The 20,480-nt window shown below is 57.6% G+C and carries 24 protein-coding genes and 1 tRNA gene; 4 read left to right on the top strand and 21 right to left on the bottom strand.

What is annotated here, in order from left to right; translation table 11 throughout:
• Positions 1-2 precede the first annotated feature (2 nt).
• The 5 genes from metG to ABVT35_RS11160 all read right to left on the bottom strand — a co-directional run bounded on the left by metG (position 3) and on the right by ABVT35_RS11160 (position 5,793).
• Complete coding sequence (gene metG / locus ABVT35_RS11180; protein ID WP_368466499.1) at positions 3-1,556, bottom strand: methionine--tRNA ligase; 1,554 nt, start codon at positions 1,554-1,556, stop codon at positions 3-5.
• 91 nt (positions 1,557-1,647) lie between these two features.
• Positions 1,648-2,688 carry a DNA polymerase III subunit delta' gene (locus ABVT35_RS11175; RefSeq protein WP_368466498.1) on the bottom strand — a complete coding sequence of 347 codons (1,041 nt, stop codon included), beginning with the start codon at positions 2,686-2,688 and terminating at the stop codon, positions 1,648-1,650.
• Positions 2,685-3,365: a dTMP kinase gene (gene tmk / locus ABVT35_RS11170; protein ID WP_368466497.1), complete on the bottom strand. Its 681-nt coding sequence runs from the start codon at positions 3,363-3,365 to the stop codon at positions 2,685-2,687. The genes ABVT35_RS11175 and tmk overlap by 4 nt, the downstream gene beginning before the upstream one ends.
• Positions 3,366-3,519: 154 nt before the next feature.
• Positions 3,520-4,680 carry a D-alanyl-D-alanine carboxypeptidase family protein gene (locus tag ABVT35_RS11165; RefSeq protein WP_368466496.1) on the bottom strand — a complete coding sequence of 387 codons (1,161 nt, stop codon included), beginning with the start codon at positions 4,678-4,680 and terminating at the stop codon, positions 3,520-3,522.
• 87 nt (positions 4,681-4,767) lie between these two features.
• Positions 4,768-5,793 carry a septal ring lytic transglycosylase RlpA family protein gene (locus ABVT35_RS11160; RefSeq protein ID WP_368466495.1) on the bottom strand — a complete coding sequence of 342 codons (1,026 nt, stop codon included), beginning with the start codon at positions 5,791-5,793 and terminating at the stop codon, positions 4,768-4,770.
• 381 nt (positions 5,794-6,174) lie between these two features.
• Here ABVT35_RS11160 and ABVT35_RS11155 point away from each other — a divergent pair.
• Positions 6,175-6,264 (top strand) — tRNA-Ser (locus ABVT35_RS11155).
• A 100-nt stretch (positions 6,265-6,364) separates the two neighbouring features.
• Here ABVT35_RS11155 and ABVT35_RS11150 read toward each other — a convergent pair.
• Together ABVT35_RS11150 and ABVT35_RS11145 are read right to left on the bottom strand one after the other, a co-directional pair.
• Positions 6,365-6,784, bottom strand: coding sequence for a hypothetical protein (locus tag ABVT35_RS11150; RefSeq protein ID WP_368466494.1), 420 nt, complete (start codon positions 6,782-6,784; stop codon positions 6,365-6,367).
• A gap of 75 nt (positions 6,785-6,859) precedes the next feature.
• Positions 6,860-7,177, bottom strand: coding sequence for a hypothetical protein (locus tag ABVT35_RS11145; RefSeq protein ID WP_368466493.1), 318 nt, complete (start codon positions 7,175-7,177; stop codon positions 6,860-6,862).
• 147 nt (positions 7,178-7,324) lie between these two features.
• Between ABVT35_RS11145 and ABVT35_RS11140 the strand changes: the two genes are divergently transcribed.
• The 3 genes from ABVT35_RS11140 (at position 7,325) to ABVT35_RS11130 (ending at position 9,195) form a co-directional block, all read left to right on the top strand.
• On the top strand, positions 7,325-7,807 hold the full coding sequence (locus ABVT35_RS11140) for a hypothetical protein (protein ID WP_368466492.1): 483 nt from the start codon (positions 7,325-7,327) through the stop codon (positions 7,805-7,807).
• 89 nt (positions 7,808-7,896) lie between these two features.
• On the top strand, positions 7,897-8,580 hold the full coding sequence (locus tag ABVT35_RS11135) for an SOS response-associated peptidase (RefSeq protein WP_368466491.1): 684 nt from the start codon (positions 7,897-7,899) through the stop codon (positions 8,578-8,580).
• A 36-nt stretch (positions 8,581-8,616) separates the two neighbouring features.
• Entirely contained in the window at positions 8,617-9,195 is a 579-nt protein-coding gene (locus ABVT35_RS11130; RefSeq protein ID WP_368466490.1) for a hypothetical protein, read from the top strand.
• Between the two features lie 61 nt (positions 9,196-9,256).
• Here ABVT35_RS11130 and ABVT35_RS11125 read toward each other — a convergent pair whose 3' ends face one another.
• The 14 genes from ABVT35_RS11125 to ABVT35_RS11060 form a co-directional block, all read right to left on the bottom strand.
• Positions 9,257-9,409, bottom strand: coding sequence for a hypothetical protein (locus tag ABVT35_RS11125; RefSeq protein WP_368466489.1), 153 nt, complete (start codon positions 9,407-9,409; stop codon positions 9,257-9,259).
• Positions 9,406-10,041, bottom strand: coding sequence for a hypothetical protein (locus ABVT35_RS11120; protein WP_368466488.1), 636 nt, complete (start codon positions 10,039-10,041; stop codon positions 9,406-9,408). Before ABVT35_RS11120 ends, ABVT35_RS11125 begins: the two co-directional genes overlap by 4 nt.
• Positions 10,042-10,122: 81 nt before the next feature.
• Entirely contained in the window at positions 10,123-10,440 is a 318-nt protein-coding gene (locus ABVT35_RS11115; RefSeq protein WP_368466487.1) for a phage holin family protein, read from the bottom strand.
• Entirely contained in the window at positions 10,440-10,754 is a 315-nt protein-coding gene (locus ABVT35_RS11110) for a hypothetical protein (RefSeq protein WP_368466486.1), read from the bottom strand. The genes ABVT35_RS11115 and ABVT35_RS11110 overlap by 1 nt, the downstream gene beginning before the upstream one ends.
• A gap of 189 nt (positions 10,755-10,943) precedes the next feature.
• Positions 10,944-11,267: a hypothetical protein gene (locus ABVT35_RS11105; protein WP_368466485.1), complete on the bottom strand. Its 324-nt coding sequence runs from the start codon at positions 11,265-11,267 to the stop codon at positions 10,944-10,946.
• On the bottom strand, positions 11,264-12,061 hold the full coding sequence (locus ABVT35_RS11100) for a hypothetical protein (protein ID WP_368466484.1): 798 nt from the start codon (positions 12,059-12,061) through the stop codon (positions 11,264-11,266). The genes ABVT35_RS11105 and ABVT35_RS11100 overlap by 4 nt, the downstream gene beginning before the upstream one ends.
• Before the next feature lie 74 nt (positions 12,062-12,135).
• On the bottom strand, positions 12,136-14,217 hold the full coding sequence (locus ABVT35_RS11095; RefSeq protein WP_368466483.1) for a hypothetical protein: 2,082 nt from the start codon (positions 14,215-14,217) through the stop codon (positions 12,136-12,138).
• Between the two features lie 23 nt (positions 14,218-14,240).
• Positions 14,241-16,475, bottom strand: a complete 2,235-nt coding sequence (locus ABVT35_RS11090) for a hypothetical protein (protein WP_368466482.1) — start codon at positions 16,473-16,475, stop codon at positions 14,241-14,243.
• On the bottom strand, positions 16,466-16,876 hold the full coding sequence (locus ABVT35_RS11085; protein WP_368466481.1) for a hypothetical protein: 411 nt from the start codon (positions 16,874-16,876) through the stop codon (positions 16,466-16,468). Before ABVT35_RS11085 ends, ABVT35_RS11090 begins: the two co-directional genes overlap by 10 nt.
• 2 nt (positions 16,877-16,878) lie before the next feature.
• Entirely contained in the window at positions 16,879-17,532 is a 654-nt protein-coding gene (locus tag ABVT35_RS11080) for a hypothetical protein (RefSeq protein WP_368466480.1), read from the bottom strand.
• A complete protein-coding gene (locus tag ABVT35_RS11075; RefSeq protein ID WP_368466479.1) occupies positions 17,529-18,224 on the bottom strand; it encodes a hypothetical protein in 696 nt (231 codons plus the stop codon). Before ABVT35_RS11075 ends, ABVT35_RS11080 begins: the two co-directional genes overlap by 4 nt.
• Positions 18,221-19,984, bottom strand: a complete 1,764-nt coding sequence (locus ABVT35_RS11070) for a hypothetical protein (RefSeq protein WP_368466478.1) — start codon at positions 19,982-19,984, stop codon at positions 18,221-18,223. Before ABVT35_RS11070 ends, ABVT35_RS11075 begins: the two co-directional genes overlap by 4 nt.
• The gene (locus ABVT35_RS11065) at positions 19,981-20,103 is read right to left on the bottom strand and encodes a hypothetical protein (RefSeq protein ID WP_368466477.1); all 123 of its coding nucleotides are present in this window, start codon (positions 20,101-20,103) and stop codon (positions 19,981-19,983) included. The genes ABVT35_RS11070 and ABVT35_RS11065 overlap by 4 nt, the downstream gene beginning before the upstream one ends.
• A 17-nt stretch (positions 20,104-20,120) precedes the next feature.
• Entirely contained in the window at positions 20,121-20,480 is a 360-nt protein-coding gene (locus ABVT35_RS11060) for a hypothetical protein (protein ID WP_368466476.1), read from the bottom strand.

The raw sequence follows: 20,480 nt of genomic DNA, 5'->3' as shown, positions 1-20,480 counted from the left end.
GCCTATTTAACTTCTTCTGCTTCTACGTAGCGCGGGAAAACCGGCTGTGGCTTGGAAATGGCGGTGCCGCCTTGCAGACGTCCCCCCTCGCCCAGCCGGTCAAAATTTCGCGCATCCGCATCAACCGAAAGTATGTCGAGGAGTTTTGCCGCCGAATCCGGCATGAAGGGCTGGCACAAAATGGTGACCTGCCGGATGACTTCAGCAGTAACGTAAAGCACCGTACCCATGCGTTGCGGATCGGTTTTCTTCAATGCCCAAGGCTCCTGGCCGGCAAAATAGCGGTTTGCTTCCGATACCACGGCAAATATCGCCGCCAGCGCACTGTGAATTGCCTGGCGCCCCATTGCTTCGCGTGTTTCGGCAAGCAATCCGTCCGTTGCCTTGAGCATTGCCAGGTCCGCATCAGTGAAATCGCCGGGCTGCGGTATCTGGCCGTCGCTGTTCTTGGCGATCATCGACAGCGATCGCTGCGCGAGGTTGCCGAGGTCGTTGGCAAGATCCGAGTTGATGCGTCCGACAATCGCTTCGTGGCTGTAGTTGCCGTCCTGTCCGAACGGAACCTCACGCAAAAAGAAATAACGCACCTGGTCGAGACCATAATGTTCCACCATGGAGAACGGATCGACCACATTGCCGACCGATTTTGACATTTTTTCGCCGCGGTTAAAGAGGAATCCATGCGCAAAGACACGCTGCGGCAGCTCTACGCCCGCGGACATCAGGAACGCGGGCCAGTACACGGAATGGAAGCGGATGATGTCCTTGCCGATTATGTGGACATTGGCCGGCCAATAGTCCCAAAGCGGCGCGTCCGTATCGGGATATCCAAGTGCGGTGATGTAGTTGGTCAGCGCATCGACCCAGACATACATGACATGGCCGTGGTCATCGGGAACCTTGATGCCCCAGTCGAATGTCGTGCGTGACATCGACAGATCCTTCAGCCCGGATTTAACAAACGACACCACCTCGTTCTTGCGTGAATCCGGCCCGATGAAATCGGGATTCTTCCTATAGTGATCAAGCAAACGGTGCTCATAGGCGGACAGGCGGAAAAAGTAGCTTTCCTCCTCAACCCATTCCACGGGGCTGCCCTGTGGCCCGTAACGGATCTTGTCGTCGCGCAGTTCGGTTTCGCTTTCCTGGTAGTAGGCTTCATCGCGCACGGAATACCAGCCGGCATAGCTGTCCTTGTAGATATCGCCGGCCTCGACCATCTTTTCCCAGATCGCCTGGCTTGCACGGTGGTGCCGATCCTCAGACGTGCGGATGAAATCGTCATTCGACGCGTTCAAAACCTCGGCCATGCGCTGGAATTCAGCGGTATTCCTGTCAGCAAGCTCACGGGCGGTGATGCCCTCCTTGCGCGCTGTCTGCAGCATTTTCTGGCCGTGTTCATCGGTACCGGTCAGGAAATATACATCTTTTCCGTCATGGCGCTGAAACCGGGCCAGCGCATCGGTCGCAATCAACTCGTAAGCGTGCCCGATATGCGGCGATCCGTTCGGGTATGAAATGGCAGTTGTAATATAATAGCGGTTCTGATCGCTCATTATCCGTCGTCACTTATCCGGGTGGTTTTGGTGCAAGATACGTCGATATATCTTTGTTAGTTGCCGTCATACGGCAAAAAAAACGCGGTGGCTATGCCGCAGGCATTCGAAACAGCGAAGAAAAGATCGAGATAACCGTTTGTTTGCGATCCAGATTATAGCTGTCGGCGGTCGCCAGTTTCTGCTGCAGTTCGCTCGCCAGCGAAGCCCAGTGCTCCGCGGCCTGCAGATTTCCATGATTGGCTGCATCACCGGCCATAAAGGCTATCCTCTCAGCCGTGTAATTGATGAAAAAGCTGTAAGCCATTTCGCGGTCGCGCGCCGTCAGCGTGTCAGCGAGCGTGTGAACCGCCTTTTGCGATCGTTCGGGCCCATTCTGAAGAATCTCTTCGAAGGTTTGTGCTATTTCCAGACCGCCATAGCGCAGCAGCAGTATCGCGTTGGCCAGACTGCCTTCTGCATGTTGAATTACCGCTTCTCTAACTGAAGGATCCTGATTGGCCGCCAACCCAAGATGGTCGAGGCCCTGTGTCATCTGATCACGGTTCAGCGGCTCCAGGCGCAACGGCATGCAGCGCGACCGGATGGTGGGCAATAATTTGCCCGGCGCATGCGACAATACAAGAAACAGCGTTTTCTTCGGCGGCTCTTCCAGGATTTTCAGTATGGCATTTGCAGCCGACCGGTTCATGTCGTCTGCCGGGTCGATAATTACGATGCGCCAATTACCGGTGCCGGAGGTCTGGCTGAGGAAATGCCCTGCCCTGCGCACCTCGTCGACTGTGATTGCCGATTTGACTCGACCTGTCTTTGCATCCACGGGGCGCGCCAGATGCAGCAGATTATGGGAGGCACCTCCCGCAAGCTGGCGCAACACCGGCGCATTCAAATCCGGATCGGACAAGGTGGGTGGCGCCGTATTCGGCTCTTCATGGGTAAGGATGTGATAGGCAAATCGATAAGCCAGCGTCGCCTTGCCTATGCCCTCTGGGCCTTCGAGCAGCAATGCGTGATGCAAATGGCCCGCCTGATATGTTTTTGCCAGGAATTCCGCGGCATTTTCATGTCCGAACAGCCGGGTGTTTTCCGCCGGCGGTATGGCGCCGTCCAGAACGCCCGGATCGAGACTCATGACTGTTGTGCTCCGGCGTGGTCCGTATCTGAGGAAGCCGCATCGTCAAGCAGCGGGTGGACGAGTTTTTCGATAGATTGTGCGATTGCGTCAGCCGGTTGATTGCCGTCAACCACCTTGCACCGGCCTGGTTCCTTTGCCGCCAAATCCAAAAAGGCCTCTCGTCTTTTTTCATGGACCGCCAGGGCTTCTTTTTCATAGCGATCAGGGTCCGCACGCCCACCGCCGGACCGGGCGCGGGCGCGGGCAAGCCCCACTTCGGCCGGAAGATCGAGAATGATCGTCAGATCCGGAACCATACCGTTTATGGCAACGCGTTCCAGGGCGCTTACGAATTCAGGCTCCAGATTGCCGGTGACGCCCTGATAAACCCTGGAGGAATCCATGAACCGGTCGCACAGGACAATTTTTCCGGCATCGATGGCCGGGCGAATGAGTTCTTCCACATGATCACTGCGGGCGGCAGCGAACAGTATTGCCTCCATGCGCACGCCGAACTCTTCAGCAGCTCCCGACAGGAGAACATGGCGCACTGCTTCAGCGCCGGGGGAACCGCCAGGTTCCCGCGTCATGACCACATCGTATCCGCGGGTGCGCAATGCTTCGGCAAGGTACTGGATCTGCGTCGATTTTCCAGCGCCCTCGCCACCCTCAAATGTGATGAACCGTCCCTTCAAAGAAACATGATCCTCGTCTGTTCGGGTCGGTTTTAAGTGGGTTTTTCCCGGTCGTCCAGACAATCCGCTGCCGCCTATTGAATTAGTCGGTGAATACTTACACGCCACTTAATCTATTTGAGGCAGCTGTTGACAACTTAAAAGGTATTCAGGGTCAGTGCCAAAACTGCCCCAATTCCAACAGGGCGTCCAATGCTCTCTTGTGGAGCGGCCCCTTCTGCACCGATGCCGCAGCGTAAAGGGGTGTTTGCTGGCTGAGTGTGTCGCCAATCCATACTTTCAGCAAACCGACCGCACGTCCTTCCTCGACCGGTGCCGTGAGGGGCCAATTATAGACAATGCGCGCCTTGAGACGATCGGCATTGGTTATCGGCACCATGATATTGATCGGGCCGTCGGCCATGAGTGGAATTTTCGATTGCTCACCTCCATAAACACTGGCGCTGCCAACAATCTCACCATCGGCAAAGAGTTGCTTTTTCTCAAACGCGCGCAATCCCCATTCCAGCATTTTGCGGGCCTCTTCAGCGCGCTCCTTGATGCTGGACATGCCGCTCATTGCAAGGAAGAGCCGCCGTCCCTTGCGTTCGATCGAGCTGACGATCGCGTATCCGGATTCTTCGGTAAAGCCTGTCTTGAGCCCGTCAACGCCGATATTGGAGCGTAAAAGCGGGTTACGGTTGCGCTGATAAATACCGTTCCATTCGAAAGCATCTTCCGAATAGATCGAATAGTATTCGGGGTAGGTCTGCTGGATGTGGCGGGCAAGCTGGGCCAGTTCGCGCATCGTGACGCCGGCTGCCGGGTCCGGCAATCCGGTTGAATTGGCAAAAACTGATTTTTCAAGACCGAGTTCGCGGGCGCGCTCGGTCATCATTTCCGCGAAATTGGCTTCGGAACCCGCCATTCCCTCGGCGATAACGATGCAGGCGTCGTTGCCGGACTGGACGATGACGCCCCGCATAAGGTCTTCAAGCCGAATCGAGGAATGGATTTCCGCAAACATTGTGGAGGTGCCGGAAACGGCGCCGCCGGTCCGCCAGGCGTTTTCGGATACCTCGAACTCGTCATCGAGTGACAGCTGGCCGGTTTTGAGCGCATTGAAGACCAGCTCCATGGTCATCAGTTTTGCCAGCGATGCCGGCGGAATTGGGTCGTCCTCATCCTTGGCGAACAGTACCGTTCCGGTTTCCGCTTCGATCAGATAGGCCTGTTTGGCTTTGGTTTGAAAAAGCTGCGCGAATGCAGCGGTCGGAATGACTATGATAATCGCTAAGGCGATAGAAAAGATGGTTGTCCCCATCCTGTTGATCATGATTCCGGTTCCCTGTTTGCGCGTCATCCCTGCCGAAAGGTTAGCAATCGGATGACGTTCTATCAATCAAGATGGCGGTGATTGAGATCAAAGATTCCGGCGTTTCCACGATGCCGTAATCATTTCACCGGTCAGACGGTCCGAACCGGCCAATATGGCGCCGAACGGCGTTTCGGCCTGCTGCTCAACGCGCATCTGCGCATAAGACGACAATGCGGGAGACAGTGCCGGCTGGCCTTCGGCAATAGCGGGTACCAGCGATGGGCGCTCGCGTGGAACCGGACCAACATCAGGAAGTGAAATATCAACGACAGCCGGAAGACGTCCGCCCTTGACTGCCGGTACGTCAGGGCTGGATGGAGCAAGCGCCACTGCCGACGGCGCACCGGTAACGGCGGCGGATGCAACTTTCACCTCGCCTCCGCCGAAGATCGAGGCGACGGTCCGCTGCGGCGCTCTCATGGCAAGCATCACACCGGAATTGTTATCCTTGTCGTCGCCGGCGGGTACCGGTGAGCGACGCCCGTTTTTCTCGAAGGATGCCATCAGATAGCGCATATCGCGGCCATCCATCCGAGCCCTGCCGATATATTGGACCCGGACATTGGCAACCCCTTCCCGCTTCATTTCGAGCAGGTCGGCTGTCCGGCTGGATACGTCGATAATACGCCCCTTTTCGAACGGGCCGCGATCATTGACACGCACCACAACGGAATGGCCGTTCTTGAGATTGGTGACACGGGCGTAACTTGGCATCGGGAACGTCGGATGGGCGGCCGATAGATGATACTGATCGTAAATTTCGCCATTGGCCGTCAGACGGCCATGGAAATTGGGACCGTACCAGGATGCCATTCCCTTCTTGTCATAGTCTTTTTCTTCCTTGGGATGGAACCAGCGGCCTTTGACCCTGTAGGGTTTGCCGACCTTGTAGGTGCCGCCACCCTTTTTGACATTCTTTGAAACGGTCACCCGCTTGCTGGCCGATACGCCATAATCCTTGGAAGTGAATTTGGTTTTGGTGTTGATGTCGGCGCGGTTACCGGAACTGCCGCAGGCGCTGACTGCAATGCCGACGGCGAGGATAAAACCGGCGCGGAAAACAAGCCGCATTCGGCCGCCTGGGACGCAGCTGCGCTTCGCCTCGGATCTGGTTTTGGCAAAACCGTTTTGCATATATCGTTTCATTCCGATTTCGCTGAACGCAGAACTGCTGCACTTACATACAACAATTAGGACTATTTCCCAATGCCTTACTTCTCAACAAGGCATTTTGACCCAGAACGGTTTGGAAGATGTCAATAAAGCCGTTGTTTGGCGCATTTTCAAAGCAATTTAGTCAAAATGATTTGGATGTGGTTAATGGCATATGAAAGCCTCTGCGTCGGCTAAGCATATCCCCGGCTTTTCGTGAACCCCGCATCGGCGTGTCCGCAAAATTTTGTTGAAAGGCATCTTGCAAATCGAAAGAACTTATCGCAATAAGGCGCGTCCGGAGGAGTGGCCGAGTGGTTGAAGGCACCGGTCTTGAAAACCGGCAGGCGGGAGACCGTCTCGTGGGTTCGAATCCCACCTCCTCCGCCAGAAAATATACCTAACTTCTTGTATTATATTGGTTATTTTTGCTATTTTCAATCGAGTTCTTACTTTAGTTCTTATTTTTGTGTCGCGTAATACCCCTCTGTCAACGCATCCCCTCCTCCCAAATCACTCTGATCCCCTGACGAAGTTTGATATTGCGGCCCTCATATTCCTTGCGGGCAATCATCAGGAAGGCTTTGGCGTCAGTAACCTTGGCAAATGCGGCAAGCGTCTGCTGGATACCGTTGCCATTGTCAAACCACATTTCGACCTTGAATGAGAGATCGTCGGGCGGGGCCTTGGGGCCGATCGGCTTCGGAGGCTTCTTCTGGCCGGCGTGTAAGTCAGTCAGCGCGCGTGCAAGGGTTCGGCATACAAAGGATGCATATTCGAGCGAATGCGCTTCCCTGCCATTGTAGCCGACCGTGGAATGAGGTTTTTTATCCGCGTCCTCGATGAAAACATGGCAGCGGGTTTTGCGGACCTTGAGCGGAAACTTGATGTGATCGATGAATTTCGACACGCACCATCATGCTTTCTCCGCAATGTCGAGATTGTTAAATTCGTGCCCCTGCTCAGAAATAGTTCAGGCCCGCCGTCAGTTCAATTCCGAATTGGGCGGACGCGGCAGCTTTGCGAAGATTTCGCCTTCCACCGGCGAGACGGCCAGGCGCATCATTTTTGCGATCGCCAGAATTTTTTTGACCGTTATTGTCGGATATTGCTGCTCGAGATCGTCTATAGGGAAACCCTCCGGATCCTGCGGGTTGAATTCGGCCGAGGATGCAATACGGTCGGCGTCAACTTCCATCTGTTGAAAATGCGCCGCGAGTACCGCCCAGGCATCATCGCATTCTTCGTCGAACGTTCCCGCCGGCAGGCCGCACAGATCTATCGCGACGTTGAACAGGCTCATCGTTGGATCCTCCCTCCGACAGCCTAACCATATATCCACCAACAAAAAAGCCGCCTCGATCGGCGGCTATACTGAGATCGAAATTTCCTATTGGAATTGAAGTCCGATTGTTTAATCTACCGACAGTTGATTGCGAGGGGGTATGCAATGAATCAGAAGATTGTTTGTGTTTTGATGCCGGCCGTTCTGCTGCTTTCGGGGTGCATCAGCGGAACTTCGACAGTTGGCTACAGACCGAACACGACATTGAAGAAAACCGATGATGTGTTCTTTGAGTGCCGTGTTGAAGCCGCAAAGAACGTTCCGGCCAACACGATAACCAGAACGTCACCGGTTCGATATACGCCGGTCCACACGACCTGTACCAGCGGATATTGCTATTCAACGGGTGGAATTCGGTATGGTGGATACACCTCGAGCGTGGACAAGAACGCCTCTCTGCGAAAAGAGTTTTTCAGACGTTGCCTGCAGAAAAAAGGATTTACGCCCGTTACCATTCCGCAGTGCCTGCCGACACAAGTACCCCACGGGTACAAGGTCTCCATGAGCGACAAGCTTACAAAGCCCGGTGCCAATGCCTGTGCCTACAAGGTGACGGACAACGCATCCCAGATCGTCAATCTGAAATAACCAGGCTTATAGGTTGGCAGCTCCATCGTTGATTTGAGGATCGAGACGCGAAATAGTGCCCTCAAACCAACCGCCGGGGAGATCTGACGATGTGCGGCCGCTTCATAACAACCGGCACCTGGGCCGAGTACCGGAAATATATGAGCATATTGCCGCCGGAGGTGGACGGCCGGAACGGGCCGGAGCCGAACTACAACACGGCGCCGACCTCGACGCTTGAGATCGTGACCAGCCACGACGGCGGGATCGGCATTGAACCGGTGAAATGGGGACTGGTGCCGCATTGGTCGAAGGACACGAAAGTCCGGATGATGATCAATGCCCGCGGCGAGACGGTTGCGGAAAAGCCGTTCTTCCGGACCGCCTTCGAATACGGCCGCTGCCTGATTCCGGCAACGGGCTATTACGAATGGCTGGTCCTGGACAAGAAGACGAAGGAAAAGCAACCCTACCTCATCCACCTGCCAGGCGATGCGCCGACATTCGAGCCCTTCGCCTTCGCCGGCATCATGTCACGCAACAAGAACCTCGACACGGTGACCTTCGCAATCGTCACGCTGGCGGCGACGGACAACATTGCGCACATCCATGACCGGATGCCGGTGATCTTAAAGGGCGGCACGCTCGAGGCGTGGATGAACCCGGAAACGGGTAGGGCCGATGCGCTGGATCTGCTGCAGGATAACCGGGGGACAGATCTGGTTTATTATCCGGTGTCGCATGAGGTGGGGAGCGTGAAGAACAAGGGGCCGGAACTTATTTCAGAGATATAATATTCTTCGCCGGACATCAGGAGAAACAAAGAATTCATGACATTGCTTAAGCGCTGGGCGCCAATCATCGGTGGTGAAATTCTTATATTTGCGGCTTCGATAGCCTTAAAACCAGATTTTGTAGAAGCAAACATGAATTGGTTTGTAGTTTGTGGGATTGCTTTGCTGGTTGCCGGTGCCTTTTGGTCCAAATCAAAAACGGAAGAGGGTAAATTGCAAGGCACCGACGGCATTCAAATAGACCAGAGCATAACTGCCCCGAACAACACGGGTATTATAACGCAGACCAACAAGAACTTTGTCGGGACACCGCCGCCACGATTTGAATGGGGCGACCTTAGCGACGCATCCGGAAGCAATGGCAAAACAATTTATAAGGTTCCGCTGAAAATCATTTCAACGCATCCAGTCGGTGAAATCTGGGTATCAGTAGATGGGAACGGTGTCGATGATTTGCACCTTATCCCTGTTGAACGCTCGCAAGTAGAAAGACAGGTAGATTACGACCAAAACGGCGGATTGATAAGGATATATAATGCAAGTGGCCGTTACATTCTGCAGTTCGAGGCGCACCAGGAATCAGACTCACCTAAAGTTAAATACGGTTTCGGGTGAACGCGTAAAAAAGGCCGCCACAATGGACGGCCTTTTGCTTCATCTCAATACGGCCGTACAGCTAGTCCGCCAGCGTGAAGTCCACGATATAATACTCCCCAAGCGAAAATTGCGCTATCGCATCCGGATTGGTGATCATCATTACGATCTCGCCGGACGGCGCCCATTTCCACCATTCCAGATCGCATTTGTCTGGCGCGTGAAACGGTTTCAAATTGGGTTTGTAACCAACACCTCGACACTGTGCTTGAACTTCTTTTCTTCAGGTGGAGGCTGATCTTCTTTTTTGAGATCGAACTTGATTCCTGCTTCGTTAAATGCCCGCACCACCACAGCTGCATCGCCACTAAGTTCGTTACCTATCCGCGTCGTTATCAGGACCCCTGTGGGTGGATGAAACCCAAGACCCGCAACAACCGCTGTATTGAGCGACCATTTGCACTTGCGAAATGAACGTTCAAGCTGGCTTGTCAACTTTACTGAGTCTGCGGACACCATATCTCGCGCAAGCAGCACAAAACCAGCGGATGCAGATAATTCACGTTCAAGTATTTCGATTTCTTGCAACGACAGCGCCCTTGGCTCAAGCGCCTCAAGGCGTTTCTCAAGTTCCGCGATCATCCTTCGTGCATCATCAGGAGAGTCGGCACCCGTATTATCTTTGTATTGAGCAATCGTGTCGTCTTTTAGTGCAATGCGTTCATTGAGCGTTCCAATGCGGTCGGAAAACTGCAAGCGGCAGATTCCGTAGGCCGCCACTAATATGATAACGGCGCCGACTATAAAAGTCACGGGAGCTTGGCTGATCACAGCCCACTCCGATTGCAGATATTTAACGAACTCCATTTGCAAAGCATTATCGGATTCCCTTTGATTTTAAAACTCATTGCTGTAAGCGGAAAATATGCAGCTGGCGTTGTTATGCGTTTACTTCGCCTTTCGGCTTAACCAGTTCATCAAAATAACCTCGGCGCCACGCGGGCCGAGATAAGCGAGCGCAGCAATCACGCCGACCGAAACCGGCCGTGACAATTCCAGGTAGACCGCAACACTATCGCCGATCAGCGCCATACCGATGCAGATCGGGATCTCCCAAATCAGTTCCTTGCCAAAAAACCGGCGCTTGCCTTTTTTGGTCTCCAGCGAGTGATACATGAGCCGTCCCATCGCCGCTCCGATCAGTGTTGTCGCCGCGCCACCAAGCCAGGAATCCAGAAATCCAACCAGGCTGAAGCCTTCATTCATCAGGTCGGCTCCCCCTCGGCCAGGTCGGGAATGGTTTCCCAGGAATGGCCCGCCGCCATGATGCAGGTGACGCCGGACGTGTTGGTCATGAGGATCGTCCAGGTGCCGGTGTCCGACGTGTAGATCTCGAACATCGCCTTGCCCGTGGCGGACAGTCCGAGCGCCATCGGCGATTCCTGGTACTTTTCACTGAGGGCCTTGATCAGCTTCGTCCGGTCGCCGCAAGTCAGCCCCGCCGCCTGTGCTTCGGGAGCCGCGAACAACGCCAGCGGCAAAACCAACGCCATGATCAGGTTTCGTGTGCTCTTGATCATTTCCGAATTCTCCAATTGAGTGCCTGGTGGACTGGCGCGCGGCCCACAGGGAAGCGCCGGCGGTCAGCAGCAGAACGACCGCAACAAATGCAAGAACGTCGCGCAGGACGCGCCCTCGCCTATTTCCGGCACGCCGGTGCACGCCGGCAGGCGCGGTTGTTGCGCGCGACATCGACGGCGAACGGCTTGTCATTCGTCGCGATGTATTTCGCCGTCTCCGGTTTCGGGCTGGTCATCACAAATCCCGCCCCTTCCGTCGCCGGCGTCGTCGTGCAGGCCGCCAAGAAGCTCGCGGCAAAGATCGGAAACAGACATGCGATCCAGTTCCGTTTCATCCTCATTCCCCTTTCTGATCAGCTCGACGGCGCGCTGCGACGCTTCCAGCGCCACGATCCGCCGTTCGTCCTTGCGGGCGGCCGGCACCGCGAAAAGGCAGAAATAACCGGCAACGGCCGCCGCGCCGATCGCGCCGCCGGCGACAACGCCGCCGATAAGCTTGATGTTTCCGATCATTGCGAACTGCCACCCCGGGCAAGCAGGATCGCGCGCTGCGCCAACGCCTTGCCGCGCCGTTCCTTGATAATCCAGAACGCGAACCCGGCGGCGACCAGGACGATCAGACCGGCAACGGCGGGATGCAGCGACGATATGGCGGTCAGGGCCGTCGTGATGAACCCGCCGACCGCGCTCCAGAACGTCGTCGATTTCGTCAGCGGCTTGTCGACGCCTGGTACCGGTACCGCGACCTCCTTCGGCGGCTCGGCCGCGGCCGCCTTGGCGCGGTCGATGATCTGCTCCAGGGTTTCCGGCGCGACCAGCGCCTTGTTGAGACCGTCGCCGGCGTAATAGGATTGTCCTCGATGCACGGTGCGTTCCGAGCCCCTCGTCATCGCCAGAACCGGGAATGATGCCCATTCCATCGCCAGGCGCTTGCCGAATTCGGTTCGCGATATGCGGCCGCCCATGAAATCGTGATAGCCGCGGCGCACCAGCAGGTGATAGCCAAGCCGGTCTTGCAGATCCGGATCGAGCCTTTGCGAACCCGACAGGCCCAGCTCGTCTTTCAGTCCCTTCAGCGTCGCGCGCATGAACTGGTAGCCGCCGGTCGCCGAAGACCGGAACCGCCTGGTCCAGCTGCGCTGCGCGGTCTGGATCTCGTCAATCGTCATCGACGTGACAGGCTTGGGCAGCTTGCCCTGGTTGTGCCCGTAGATCACGTCATAGCCGCTGCGGTCCGCCGTGCCGACTTCAGTCTTTCGAATGTAGTCAAGCAGAACCGCCGCACCGGCCGGTATGGTCTTATCCATGGTGAATTCCTTTCGGTTGATGACGAAGGTCCGGCGCGCACAATTCCGGCTCGGCCCGCCATACAGCGTGGCTTTTACGCCGCACCCTTGATCAGTCCCAGATTGACAAGCGCTGTTCGCAATTCATCTTGCAGCGTGTGCATGTTTCGAAGATCGTCCGCCAGTTCCTCACACTTGTCACGCAGCGCTTCGACTTCCGCCTGTGTCGGCGTCGCCGAGAACGTCAGCCCACCGATCTCGTTATCGGTGTTGCCGAGCGTGACGGCGGCCTGCCCCGCGCCGGCGGGTTGAACCACCGCGGCGGCATTGAAAAACCCTTCACGAAACGATCCGCCCAGGAATGTGTTGCGCGTAACCACGGACGCCGCGCCCGCCACAATGGCGTAGTCGGCGCCGGCCAGAATGTTGTCCGTGATGTGCAGTTCGTTTGTGCCGGTCGTGTTCGCATAGATCGGAAAGTTGGTGCCGGTTCCCCTGTTGAAGACATCGGTGTGGAAATTGTTGAACGCGATCACGGAAGCGGTGATATTGTCGAGCGCGATGATGTGGTTGATCGTGTTGTCGACGCCCGCCTCGTCGTGAGAGAACGTGTTGTGGGTGATGCGCAGCCGCGATTTGAAGGATGCCGAACCGTCCAGATAGAGGTTTACGCGGCTGTTATAAATCGAGTTGTGGGTTATCGAACCGGAATGGCAGGCGTTGAGATACACGCCGTCCTGGTTCGGCGCCAAGGCATCGTTGGTCGCAAACCAGCAGCCATTGATGACGAAATCGGTGACCTCCTCGAAATAGACGCGACGGTAGCTGGATGAATTTGTCGCTGCCGTGCCGCCAAGATCGGCCGAACAGTTGTACATATAGACCGCCTGCCAGCCTTTGATCCGATAGTCGACCTCCGACGCGAACACCGACGAACAGTTGCGCAACCACACGCCATTGGACGTGCCGTCGGGCGTCGGATCGTCCAGATAAAGCAAACCCGTGTTGTTGATGCCGAAGCACTCGTCAAACCAGAGAAACGAGCAGTCGCGGCCACCGACAAAAAAGTGACCGCAGTCATAAGTGTGGCAGCGAACAAAATTGCTGCGCCCCATATATTGAGCGTCGATGCCCTTACTCAACCCGGAAAACCAGCAATCGTAGCAACGCAACCAATTGTCATGATAGGTCGAGTTCGGCCCCTTGAACTCAATTCCGGCCGACGTCCCGGGCGTTACGGCATCCCCCAGGAAATGGATGTCGCGGCAAAACAGGACAGATCCGGTGCCGGCTGCTTCCGTCACCCGGACAAATGACAATATGGCGTATGCTCCGCCCTTGTTGGTGAGTACCGTCTGCCGTGGGTTTTCACCGACAAATTCGATGGATCTGCTTTCAGGGATCGTTACCGCAGCTGCCACATAGAAAGTCCCTTCGGGCACCAGTATCCGGTCTGCGACCGCGACAGCTCCCTCGATCGCCGCTTCGCAGTCGGTCGTATTGTCGCCAATAGCGCCGAACCATCGGATATCGACCGCTCCCACATAAACCCGCACCCAGGCGCCGGCGCTTGACGCAACAGTGTCAGCCTTTAGGTAGACGCCTTCCTGCGTGTCGGCGGCGATCTGTGTCGAATAGTCCGCCGCTATCCATATGAACATTCCTTCGCGCCCGGATTCGGTCAGGATCGCGACGGTATCCTTCGCCGTATTAAGCGCTTTCATGGCAGAGCGCGTTGCGACATCGGTCGGAATATTGAGAGATGCGGGCGACAACGCAGCCCGCCATTCCGTACCCTCCGTCCACAGCGCCGCGCTCTCATATTGCCTGAGTACGGCAGTCGCCGCTCCATTGATCGTTTCCGAACCGTCCGGATCAATCGTCACGGAACCGGCGCCGATGTTGAAAACATTGCACAGGAACGTTGTTCCGGTCGCCAAACCGGCAACGATCGTCGCCGCAGCGGTGAGCGAAGCCGTTACCGGAGTCGCAGAATTGAAAACAATGTTTGCCCTTCCGTCATTCGCGACGATCGTATAGTCGGCGGTCTTGACAACTTCATCGCCGGCGCCGACTGAAATGGCGTTCAAAAGCCGGATAACCTCGACGGGATCAGGTTGCTTGGTATCGCTGTGCGGGATCCCGCCGAAGACTAGCTGCGGTGAAAGTGCAGTCATGATGACCTCAGATGTTGGGCGGTTCAGGTGATGGTGAAGTCGATCGGGCCGACGCGCGTACCGGCCACCAGGGATCCGTTCAGCGGCTCGAGCCAGGCGCGGTAGTCGCCGGCGGAAAGGCCGGTTTCCGTGTGGGTGTCGGGATCACTGGGAAGTCCGGGTTCGATGCGTATTTCGTTCGCGTCGTCAAAGTCGGCCGACGCCCCGTCGGCCCTGTAAACCCGGGTCGCGTAGTAATTGAGCGAGGAAGGCGCGGTCCACTTGTACGTCGCCTGGCCCGCAACGGTATCGTCGACCGACGTGGCGCTGAGAGCGCCCGGTGCCGTGGCATCGGCAGTGGCGACAACCTCATAGATCGCCGACCAGTCTGAGGCGCTGCCGGAAATCGTGTAGACGCGCCAGCGGTATTCGTAGGTCGCGCCGTCGGAAACAATGGCCGATGTCCCCGCGCCGTCTTCGGTGCGAACGGAAAACTCCTCCCAGATCGACGTTGTCTTCAACCGGTACTGGATCTGAACGATGACATCTTCGCGGGTCGGCTTGGTGAAGGTGGCAAGCAGGCGGACGGACGATGTTCCGCTTGTATTGGCGATCTGCGCTGGCTGAACGCTCATATTCGCCTGGATGATATTGGTCAGGGAATTGTCGACCGTGATCGTGGTGTTGAAGTTCGGGCGCTCGCCTTCCTCGCCGGCTGTCAGGTTCCACCGGTCATCGTCGCAGCGGATCAGAACAAGCGGGATCGTCAGACCGTCGAACGTATCGGCGCCCGGGACAACCTCGTAAATGCCGGAAAGGGCCGCGTCCGACGCCAGGTTGAGGCGGATGAACCGCCGGCGCTTGGCGAAGATGCCGCGGATACCGGCCTGGACGGCAAGGCGCTTGGTTTCGTGCTGGCGGCCGATCGCCGCCTTCAAGAGCCTTATGGTCTGATTGTGATTGGGGACCTGGTAGATCTCGACCTTTTGCGTCTTGATCTTGTCGGAAACGACATAGTCGGGCGCGACCCAGGTGGCGCTTTGCGTTCCCTTGAAGGCGAAGTTCGGTTCCGTGTAGGACGCGATGTAATGGGTCGCGAGGCTCTCGCCGTCATTCCCGTCCATGCTCTCGATATCGCCGATATCGGCATCGGTGAGCACAAGATCCGGATCGCTGTCGTATTTACCGACATAAAGGCCGAGCTTGCCGTCGTCATCGGTCCACAAAACACCGTCGCAGGCGCCGAGGATCCAGTCCTCGGCCTGCTTGTTGGTATGGCGATCCTTGTTGATCGCAAGGGCGACCTCGTAGCGGTTGGCAAAGTTGGCGTAACGGTCCTGGACCTGCTCGTCGCAGATATCGGCCTGGGCGGCGACGTTGGTCCAGTTGATATCGCCGGAATCGTTGTTGAACCGCTCCGCGTCCATGCGGTGCGTTGCCCAGAACAGAGCGCAGTTTCCAAGGTTCGGCCCCCAGGTCGTCGGATCGTCAACCCGTTCCGTCCCCGATCCGCCATTGTTGCTGTCGTTTCGCGGATCGTAATAGCGTCCGTACCACGCCGCCCGCGTTACATCCGGCTCGCCGAGGCCAAGAACGCCGCGGTGCCGGCGGATCCTGTTGTAGGCCTCGTTGGACGGTGCCCGCAGTGTCAAAAGCGTATCTGAAACGCCCGCGCCCTTGTGGTTCGCCGTCCATTCGGTGAACGCCGCCGTCAGCGTTGAAGATGCCGCCTGGGACGGTGTGCCCGCGCGTTTTTCGATCGCGAAGTAGGTGCCGCCGTTATACTTGAATTCATCGTCCGTCACGTTCCCGTCACCATCGAGCGTAACGGCGATATCCGACAGATAGGTGCTGATCTCGGTCGTTGCTTCGGCATCGCCCTGCGCGACAAGCTTGTAAAGCAGGCCGTCCTTGACCTCGGCCAGGATCACCTGCCCGCCGACCCGGAGCCTGCCGCCGAGCATGAACCGCGCCGCTTCCGCCTGCAGGAAATTGCCCTGGATCTCCTGCGGCTGCGGCGCCGGCAGGGATCCGGCATCAGGCGCGAAAAGCGCGTTGACCGCGAAGTTCAGCGCAATGCCGATAAGCACGGATCCGAGCGCGCCGCCGACCGAAAGCAGAGCCGATCCGATCACCGCCTGCGCAACGACACTGACGCCGACAGCATTCAGCGCACCGGAGACCAGGGCGACAATGCCCGAAACAATGCCGGCATGCGCCTGTACCGGCGTCAGCGCTGTCGACAACGCCAATGCCGCGGCTATCAGTTTCAGTCGCATGACCAGGCTTTCAGAATTGTCGGACGGAACTTGCGAAACGAACCGCGAGCGGTTTTGAACGCAGCGCGCGGATCCAGGAACAGCCCGGCAACCTCATCGCCGTGAAAATCCATGACGATGAAATCACCACGCGCCGGCTGGCCGTCTTTCGGTTCGAACCCGATCGAGCGCATGCCTTCCTCGACAAGGTTGCCATTGCCGCCGGCGGCGAGGATCAAGGCCTCCGCCGCCTCATCCGTGTTGTACGTGCCGCGCCACTTCGCCATCGGGTCAAGCCCGGTTCGCATCAGCCAGTAATCGGCCATGACGGCGTCACAATCATTCGTCCCGCGCGTGAACACGGTTTTGTCCATCCGCTCCAGCGTCAGGCGGATGGCGGTTTCCATGTCTGCTGTCATCATCGTCAGAGCTCGAGCGTGACCCCGCCGGCGTAGCGGGCGATGAACTGCGCATATTCATCGTTCGTCACGCCGTGGATGATCTCGGAGCGGAATTTATGCCCGTTATAGGTCAGGAGGTTTGCACCGACGCGGGACCGCCCGGAATTCTGGTTCACCGCCTTGACGGTTAGCGAATAAAGGAACTTATAGGATCCATCGTCCTGTTTTCTGCGCAGTTCCTGAAACCCCGGTTTTCCGACCATGGTTAACCGCACCGCATCGCCGGGCTGCGACAGCGCGACAGTGCTGTCCGGGCTGGCCAGGTAGATCTTGCCGATCGTCAGCGGCCGGCCATCGGTCTTCGTTTCGTCGTCGCGCAGCGCCGCATAGTTTTCGGCATCGATATAGCCCAGCCGAAACGCGATCGGCGCGGACGTGCCCTCGCGCACATCGTCGATCGCCGGAATGTCGATAAGCGACTGGAGCTCGCCGCCCTCACTTTTCAGATAAAAACCGGTCCACCGCTCGTCGTCCGGTGTCTTAAGCGAACCGATCCCGCCCCAGAGCCTCACCGTGACGCTTTCAAATTCGACCTTGATCGTCGGACGGCAGACGATGCTGCGGTCGCTCGCTGTCGTTGCGTCCAGCGCCGCGGTGAGCTCGGTTTCGAAACTCACAGATAGGCCTCGTCGATCACTTCGTTCATGACGATCGCGCCGGGTCGCACGATCTGCGCCGGATCGAAAAGCGCAATGAATGTCGACAGGTTCTGCGGGCGACAGATCAGCGAAGGCCGGAGCGTCGCGTGCTCGCCGGCGGCGATATCGCGCCGTAGCGGCGGGGAGAAACTGATCGTGACCGTGGTTCCGTCCCGGTCGATATCGTTCACGTGATAGACGCCCCTGCCCAGCCCGACGATCTTTCCGTAGGTCAACGCATCAGGCCAGCGCGTTTCGTCGAGCACGATCGTGTTAGCGCCCTCGACCGCGGCGGCGGAAACATCGATCGTCGGGTTGAAGGCAAAACCGTAGCCGGTCGAAAAATACTGCCCCGTGGAAAACGGGTTGCCCTGCGCATGGGTCACTTCCGCAGCGGCCAAAGCGGCGGTCGATGCGAGCTGCGGCGTGTTGCGGATCGGAACGAGGAAACGGGCCAGCTGGGCGTTGTTGATGGCCCAGGCAAAGTAGTTTCCCGCACTTTCACCGTGCGCATTGAATTCCATGCGCAACTGATTGCGCGCGCCGGCGATCGGGATATCGTTCTGGTACGACGCGCGCGAAATGAACCCGTCGATCGTATTGCCCGGCGCGACAAGGATCGAAGCAAAAGGCCGCACCGCTGCGGGCCAGTCATAGAGCGGTATCGTCATGCCGGCCGGCCGTGAACTTGTGCCTGGCGCGACCAGGTCGTGAAATTGCCCTTCACGTCGGAAACCGCGCCTGTTCGTGCCTGTTGGCTCTGTTTCGTGATCATGCCCTTCACGACGCCGTTGTCGTCAACGAAGACGCCCTCGATCCTAAGGTCGACCGGAACCGGAGCCGCACCCTGACCGCCGCCGCCGAAAGCCTGGTCGTTGGTTATAATCGATCCGCTGCGCGAGCCCATGCGCAGGATTTCAGGCCCGTCTTCGCCAATGACATAGGCGCCATAGGGATCGACGCCGCCACCGCCAGCCCTGCCGAACAAGGCGCGGCCGATGCTCGAGAACAGTCCACCACCTCCGCCGCCGAAAAAACCAGCCAGAGGCCCGGTGCCGAGGAACGCGGCCTCCGCCGCGGCGCGGGCTATTTGAATCGCCAAACTGCGCATCTCTTCCTTGGCCTTGCCGGCACCAAAGGTCAACCGATCAAACGCCTCAAAGCCCATTTCGCCCATGGAAACCACGGCATCATTGAACGCCTCGGTCTGCGCCTTCAGCTCGTCGACGCGCTGCGTTTCCGTTTCGATTTGCAGGACCAGGGCACGGATCGCATCGGCCTGTTCCCCGGTCGTCTCGACGCCGGCGCGCCGGATCTCGCGCAGCACACGCTGTTCGGTCTGTGACAGGCCGATGGTCTCAATCTCCTGGCGGAGCGCCTCGGTCACCTGGGCATAGGCGTCGCGCTGCGCCCTGGCGGATCTCGCAGACCCCTTCCGGGTTTCTGTTTCGGGAATTACGGTTTCCAGGCCGGCAAATTCGGTATTAAATCGATCCGGATCGACGGGCGCTCCCATGCGCGACGTTTTTTCCTTTACAGGAAACCCGTTACCAGGGAGCGAACCGATAAAGGAACCGAGTTCCCGCGCATCCTGCAATTGGGACTGCAGCGCTGACAACTCGCGGATCTTGCTCAGAATGTCCCAATTGTCCATAGCTGCGGCGACCTGGTCGAAGGCGTCGACGCCGGCAACCGCGAATTCCAACAATGCGGTTTTGACTTCCACCTTGATCGTTCGCGACAGCTTGTCGAAGCGGTCGTCCAGATCCTCGGCGGCTCTCAGCAAATCTTCCCTGATCACGCCACCAGCATTATCGGCCCGGCTCATCAGCTCATCCATGCCAGCCGCACCGTCCCGTAGGGCGAGGATCATATCGCCGCCGGAGCGCCCGAAGGCTTCGGTTGCCAGGGTCATTTGTTCCTGGGCGGATCCGGCGTTGCGGACCAGCTCGGCAAAGTCGCGCAACAGATCCGTTGAGGATCGAAGATTGCCGTTCACGTCGCGCAGCGGGACATTATTGGCCTGGAGAATGTCGGCAAGGCGACCGCCAAAGAATGCCGCTTCCGATACGCGTTTCGACCATTGCTCAAGGTTCCGCTCGAGGTCCTGCACCGCGACACCGGCCTGCCCGAAACCGAACTGCATGCGCTGCAGTTCGTCTGTCGCCACCCCGACCTTGTCGGCGGCCTTGGCCAACTCGGAAGCTTCCGCCACAACTTCCCGCATTTCGCGAGCGACACCGATGAACCCGATCGCCGCGATCGACGCGGCCAGCGCCTTGGCCTGTGCCGCCATAGCGCCCATCGCCCGGCCGCCCATTCCGACTTCGCGGTTGAAACTGCGTGCTCGACGGGTCGCGGAATCGAACGCCTGCTGCGTCCGGTCCCGGCCCTTGATGTCGAAATGCATGTCACGCATCGCGATGGTCACGATCGCGTTTCCTTTTTCAGTTGGAAATAGGCAAGCCAGCCGATGAGCTCGGCATAGGGCATTGCACCGATTTCAGAGAGTGTCTTGCCGAGCCGCTCACCGAGGGCGAACATCACCATCAGCTGCGGATCGGCTTTCAGGCGTTTCCCGCCTCATCCACGGCCTGGTCGTTCGGCAGATCCGCACCGAAACCGAGGATCTCGCGCGCGATCCGCGAAACAACGGTCGGATCAACGCCATGGGCAAGCTTGTTTTCGTCCATCTTCGTAAATGCGTTCTTGCCGTCCTCGGTGAGTGCCTTGGCAATAAGCGTGCGGATAAACACGGTCACACCGTCGGGCGGCTGACCATTGTCAAGCGGAGCATAGATCTTGCGCCGTTCGTCGCAGGTCAGAGGTTTCCAGACCAGTTTCCGGTTATTCCATTCCGGGACGGTGATATCGCCGTTTTCCAGTCCGTCGAAATGCGCCGTGGCATCGTCAAGCACGCTACCCAT

Origin of the sequence: Hoeflea sp. TYP-13, from assembly GCF_040932035.1 — a bacterium.
In the GTDB taxonomy this organism is placed as follows: Bacteria; Pseudomonadota; Alphaproteobacteria; order Rhizobiales; family Rhizobiaceae; genus Hoeflea_A.
The sequence above is the reverse complement of the archived record's forward strand: the minus strand, read 5'-3'. Positions and strand labels throughout refer to the sequence as shown.

Excerpts from the sequence above, each read along its gene's own strand:
- ABVT35_RS11075 (WP_368466479.1), bottom strand. The coding sequence starts at position 18,224 with ATGACGATACCGCTCTATGACTGGCCCGCAGCGGTGCGGCCTTTTGCT.
- ABVT35_RS11175 (WP_368466498.1), bottom strand. The coding sequence starts at position 2,688 with ATGAGTCTCGATCCGGGCGTTCTGGACGGCGCCATACCGCCGGCGGAA.
- ABVT35_RS11120 (WP_368466488.1), bottom strand. The coding sequence starts at position 10,041 with ATGGAGTTCGTTAAATATCTGCAATCGGAGTGGGCTGTGATCAGCCAA.
- ABVT35_RS11085 (WP_368466481.1), bottom strand. The coding sequence starts at position 16,876 with ATGATGACAGCAGACATGGAAACCGCCATCCGCCTGACGCTGGAGCGG.
- ABVT35_RS11160 (WP_368466495.1), bottom strand. The coding sequence starts at position 5,793 with ATGCGGCTTGTTTTCCGCGCCGGTTTTATCCTCGCCGTCGGCATTGCA.
- ABVT35_RS11110 (WP_368466486.1), bottom strand. The coding sequence starts at position 10,754 with ATGATCAAGAGCACACGAAACCTGATCATGGCGTTGGTTTTGCCGCTG.
- metG (WP_368466499.1), bottom strand. The coding sequence starts at position 1,556 with ATGAGCGATCAGAACCGCTATTATATTACAACTGCCATTTCATACCCG.
- ABVT35_RS11115 (WP_368466487.1), bottom strand. The coding sequence starts at position 10,440 with ATGAATGAAGGCTTCAGCCTGGTTGGATTTCTGGATTCCTGGCTTGGT.
- ABVT35_RS11145 (WP_368466493.1), bottom strand. The coding sequence starts at position 7,177 with ATGAGCCTGTTCAACGTCGCGATAGATCTGTGCGGCCTGCCGGCGGGA.
- ABVT35_RS11105 (WP_368466485.1), bottom strand. The coding sequence starts at position 11,267 with ATGATCGGAAACATCAAGCTTATCGGCGGCGTTGTCGCCGGCGGCGCG.
- ABVT35_RS11060 (WP_368466476.1), bottom strand. The coding sequence starts at position 20,480 with ATGGGTAGCGTGCTTGACGATGCCACGGCGCATTTCGACGGACTGGAA.
- ABVT35_RS11065 (WP_368466477.1), bottom strand. The coding sequence starts at position 20,103 with ATGGTGATGTTCGCCCTCGGTGAGCGGCTCGGCAAGACACTCTCTGAA.
- ABVT35_RS11130 (WP_368466490.1), top strand. The coding sequence starts at position 8,617 with ATGACATTGCTTAAGCGCTGGGCGCCAATCATCGGTGGTGAAATTCTT.
- ABVT35_RS11165 (WP_368466496.1), bottom strand. The coding sequence starts at position 4,680 with ATGATCAACAGGATGGGGACAACCATCTTTTCTATCGCCTTAGCGATT.
- ABVT35_RS11135 (WP_368466491.1), top strand. The coding sequence starts at position 7,897 with ATGTGCGGCCGCTTCATAACAACCGGCACCTGGGCCGAGTACCGGAAA.
- ABVT35_RS11090 (WP_368466482.1), bottom strand. The coding sequence starts at position 16,475 with ATGCGACTGAAACTGATAGCCGCGGCATTGGCGTTGTCGACAGCGCTG.
- ABVT35_RS11100 (WP_368466484.1), bottom strand. The coding sequence starts at position 12,061 with ATGGATAAGACCATACCGGCCGGTGCGGCGGTTCTGCTTGACTACATT.
- ABVT35_RS11140 (WP_368466492.1), top strand. The coding sequence starts at position 7,325 with ATGAATCAGAAGATTGTTTGTGTTTTGATGCCGGCCGTTCTGCTGCTT.
- ABVT35_RS11095 (WP_368466483.1), bottom strand. The coding sequence starts at position 14,217 with ATGACTGCACTTTCACCGCAGCTAGTCTTCGGCGGGATCCCGCACAGC.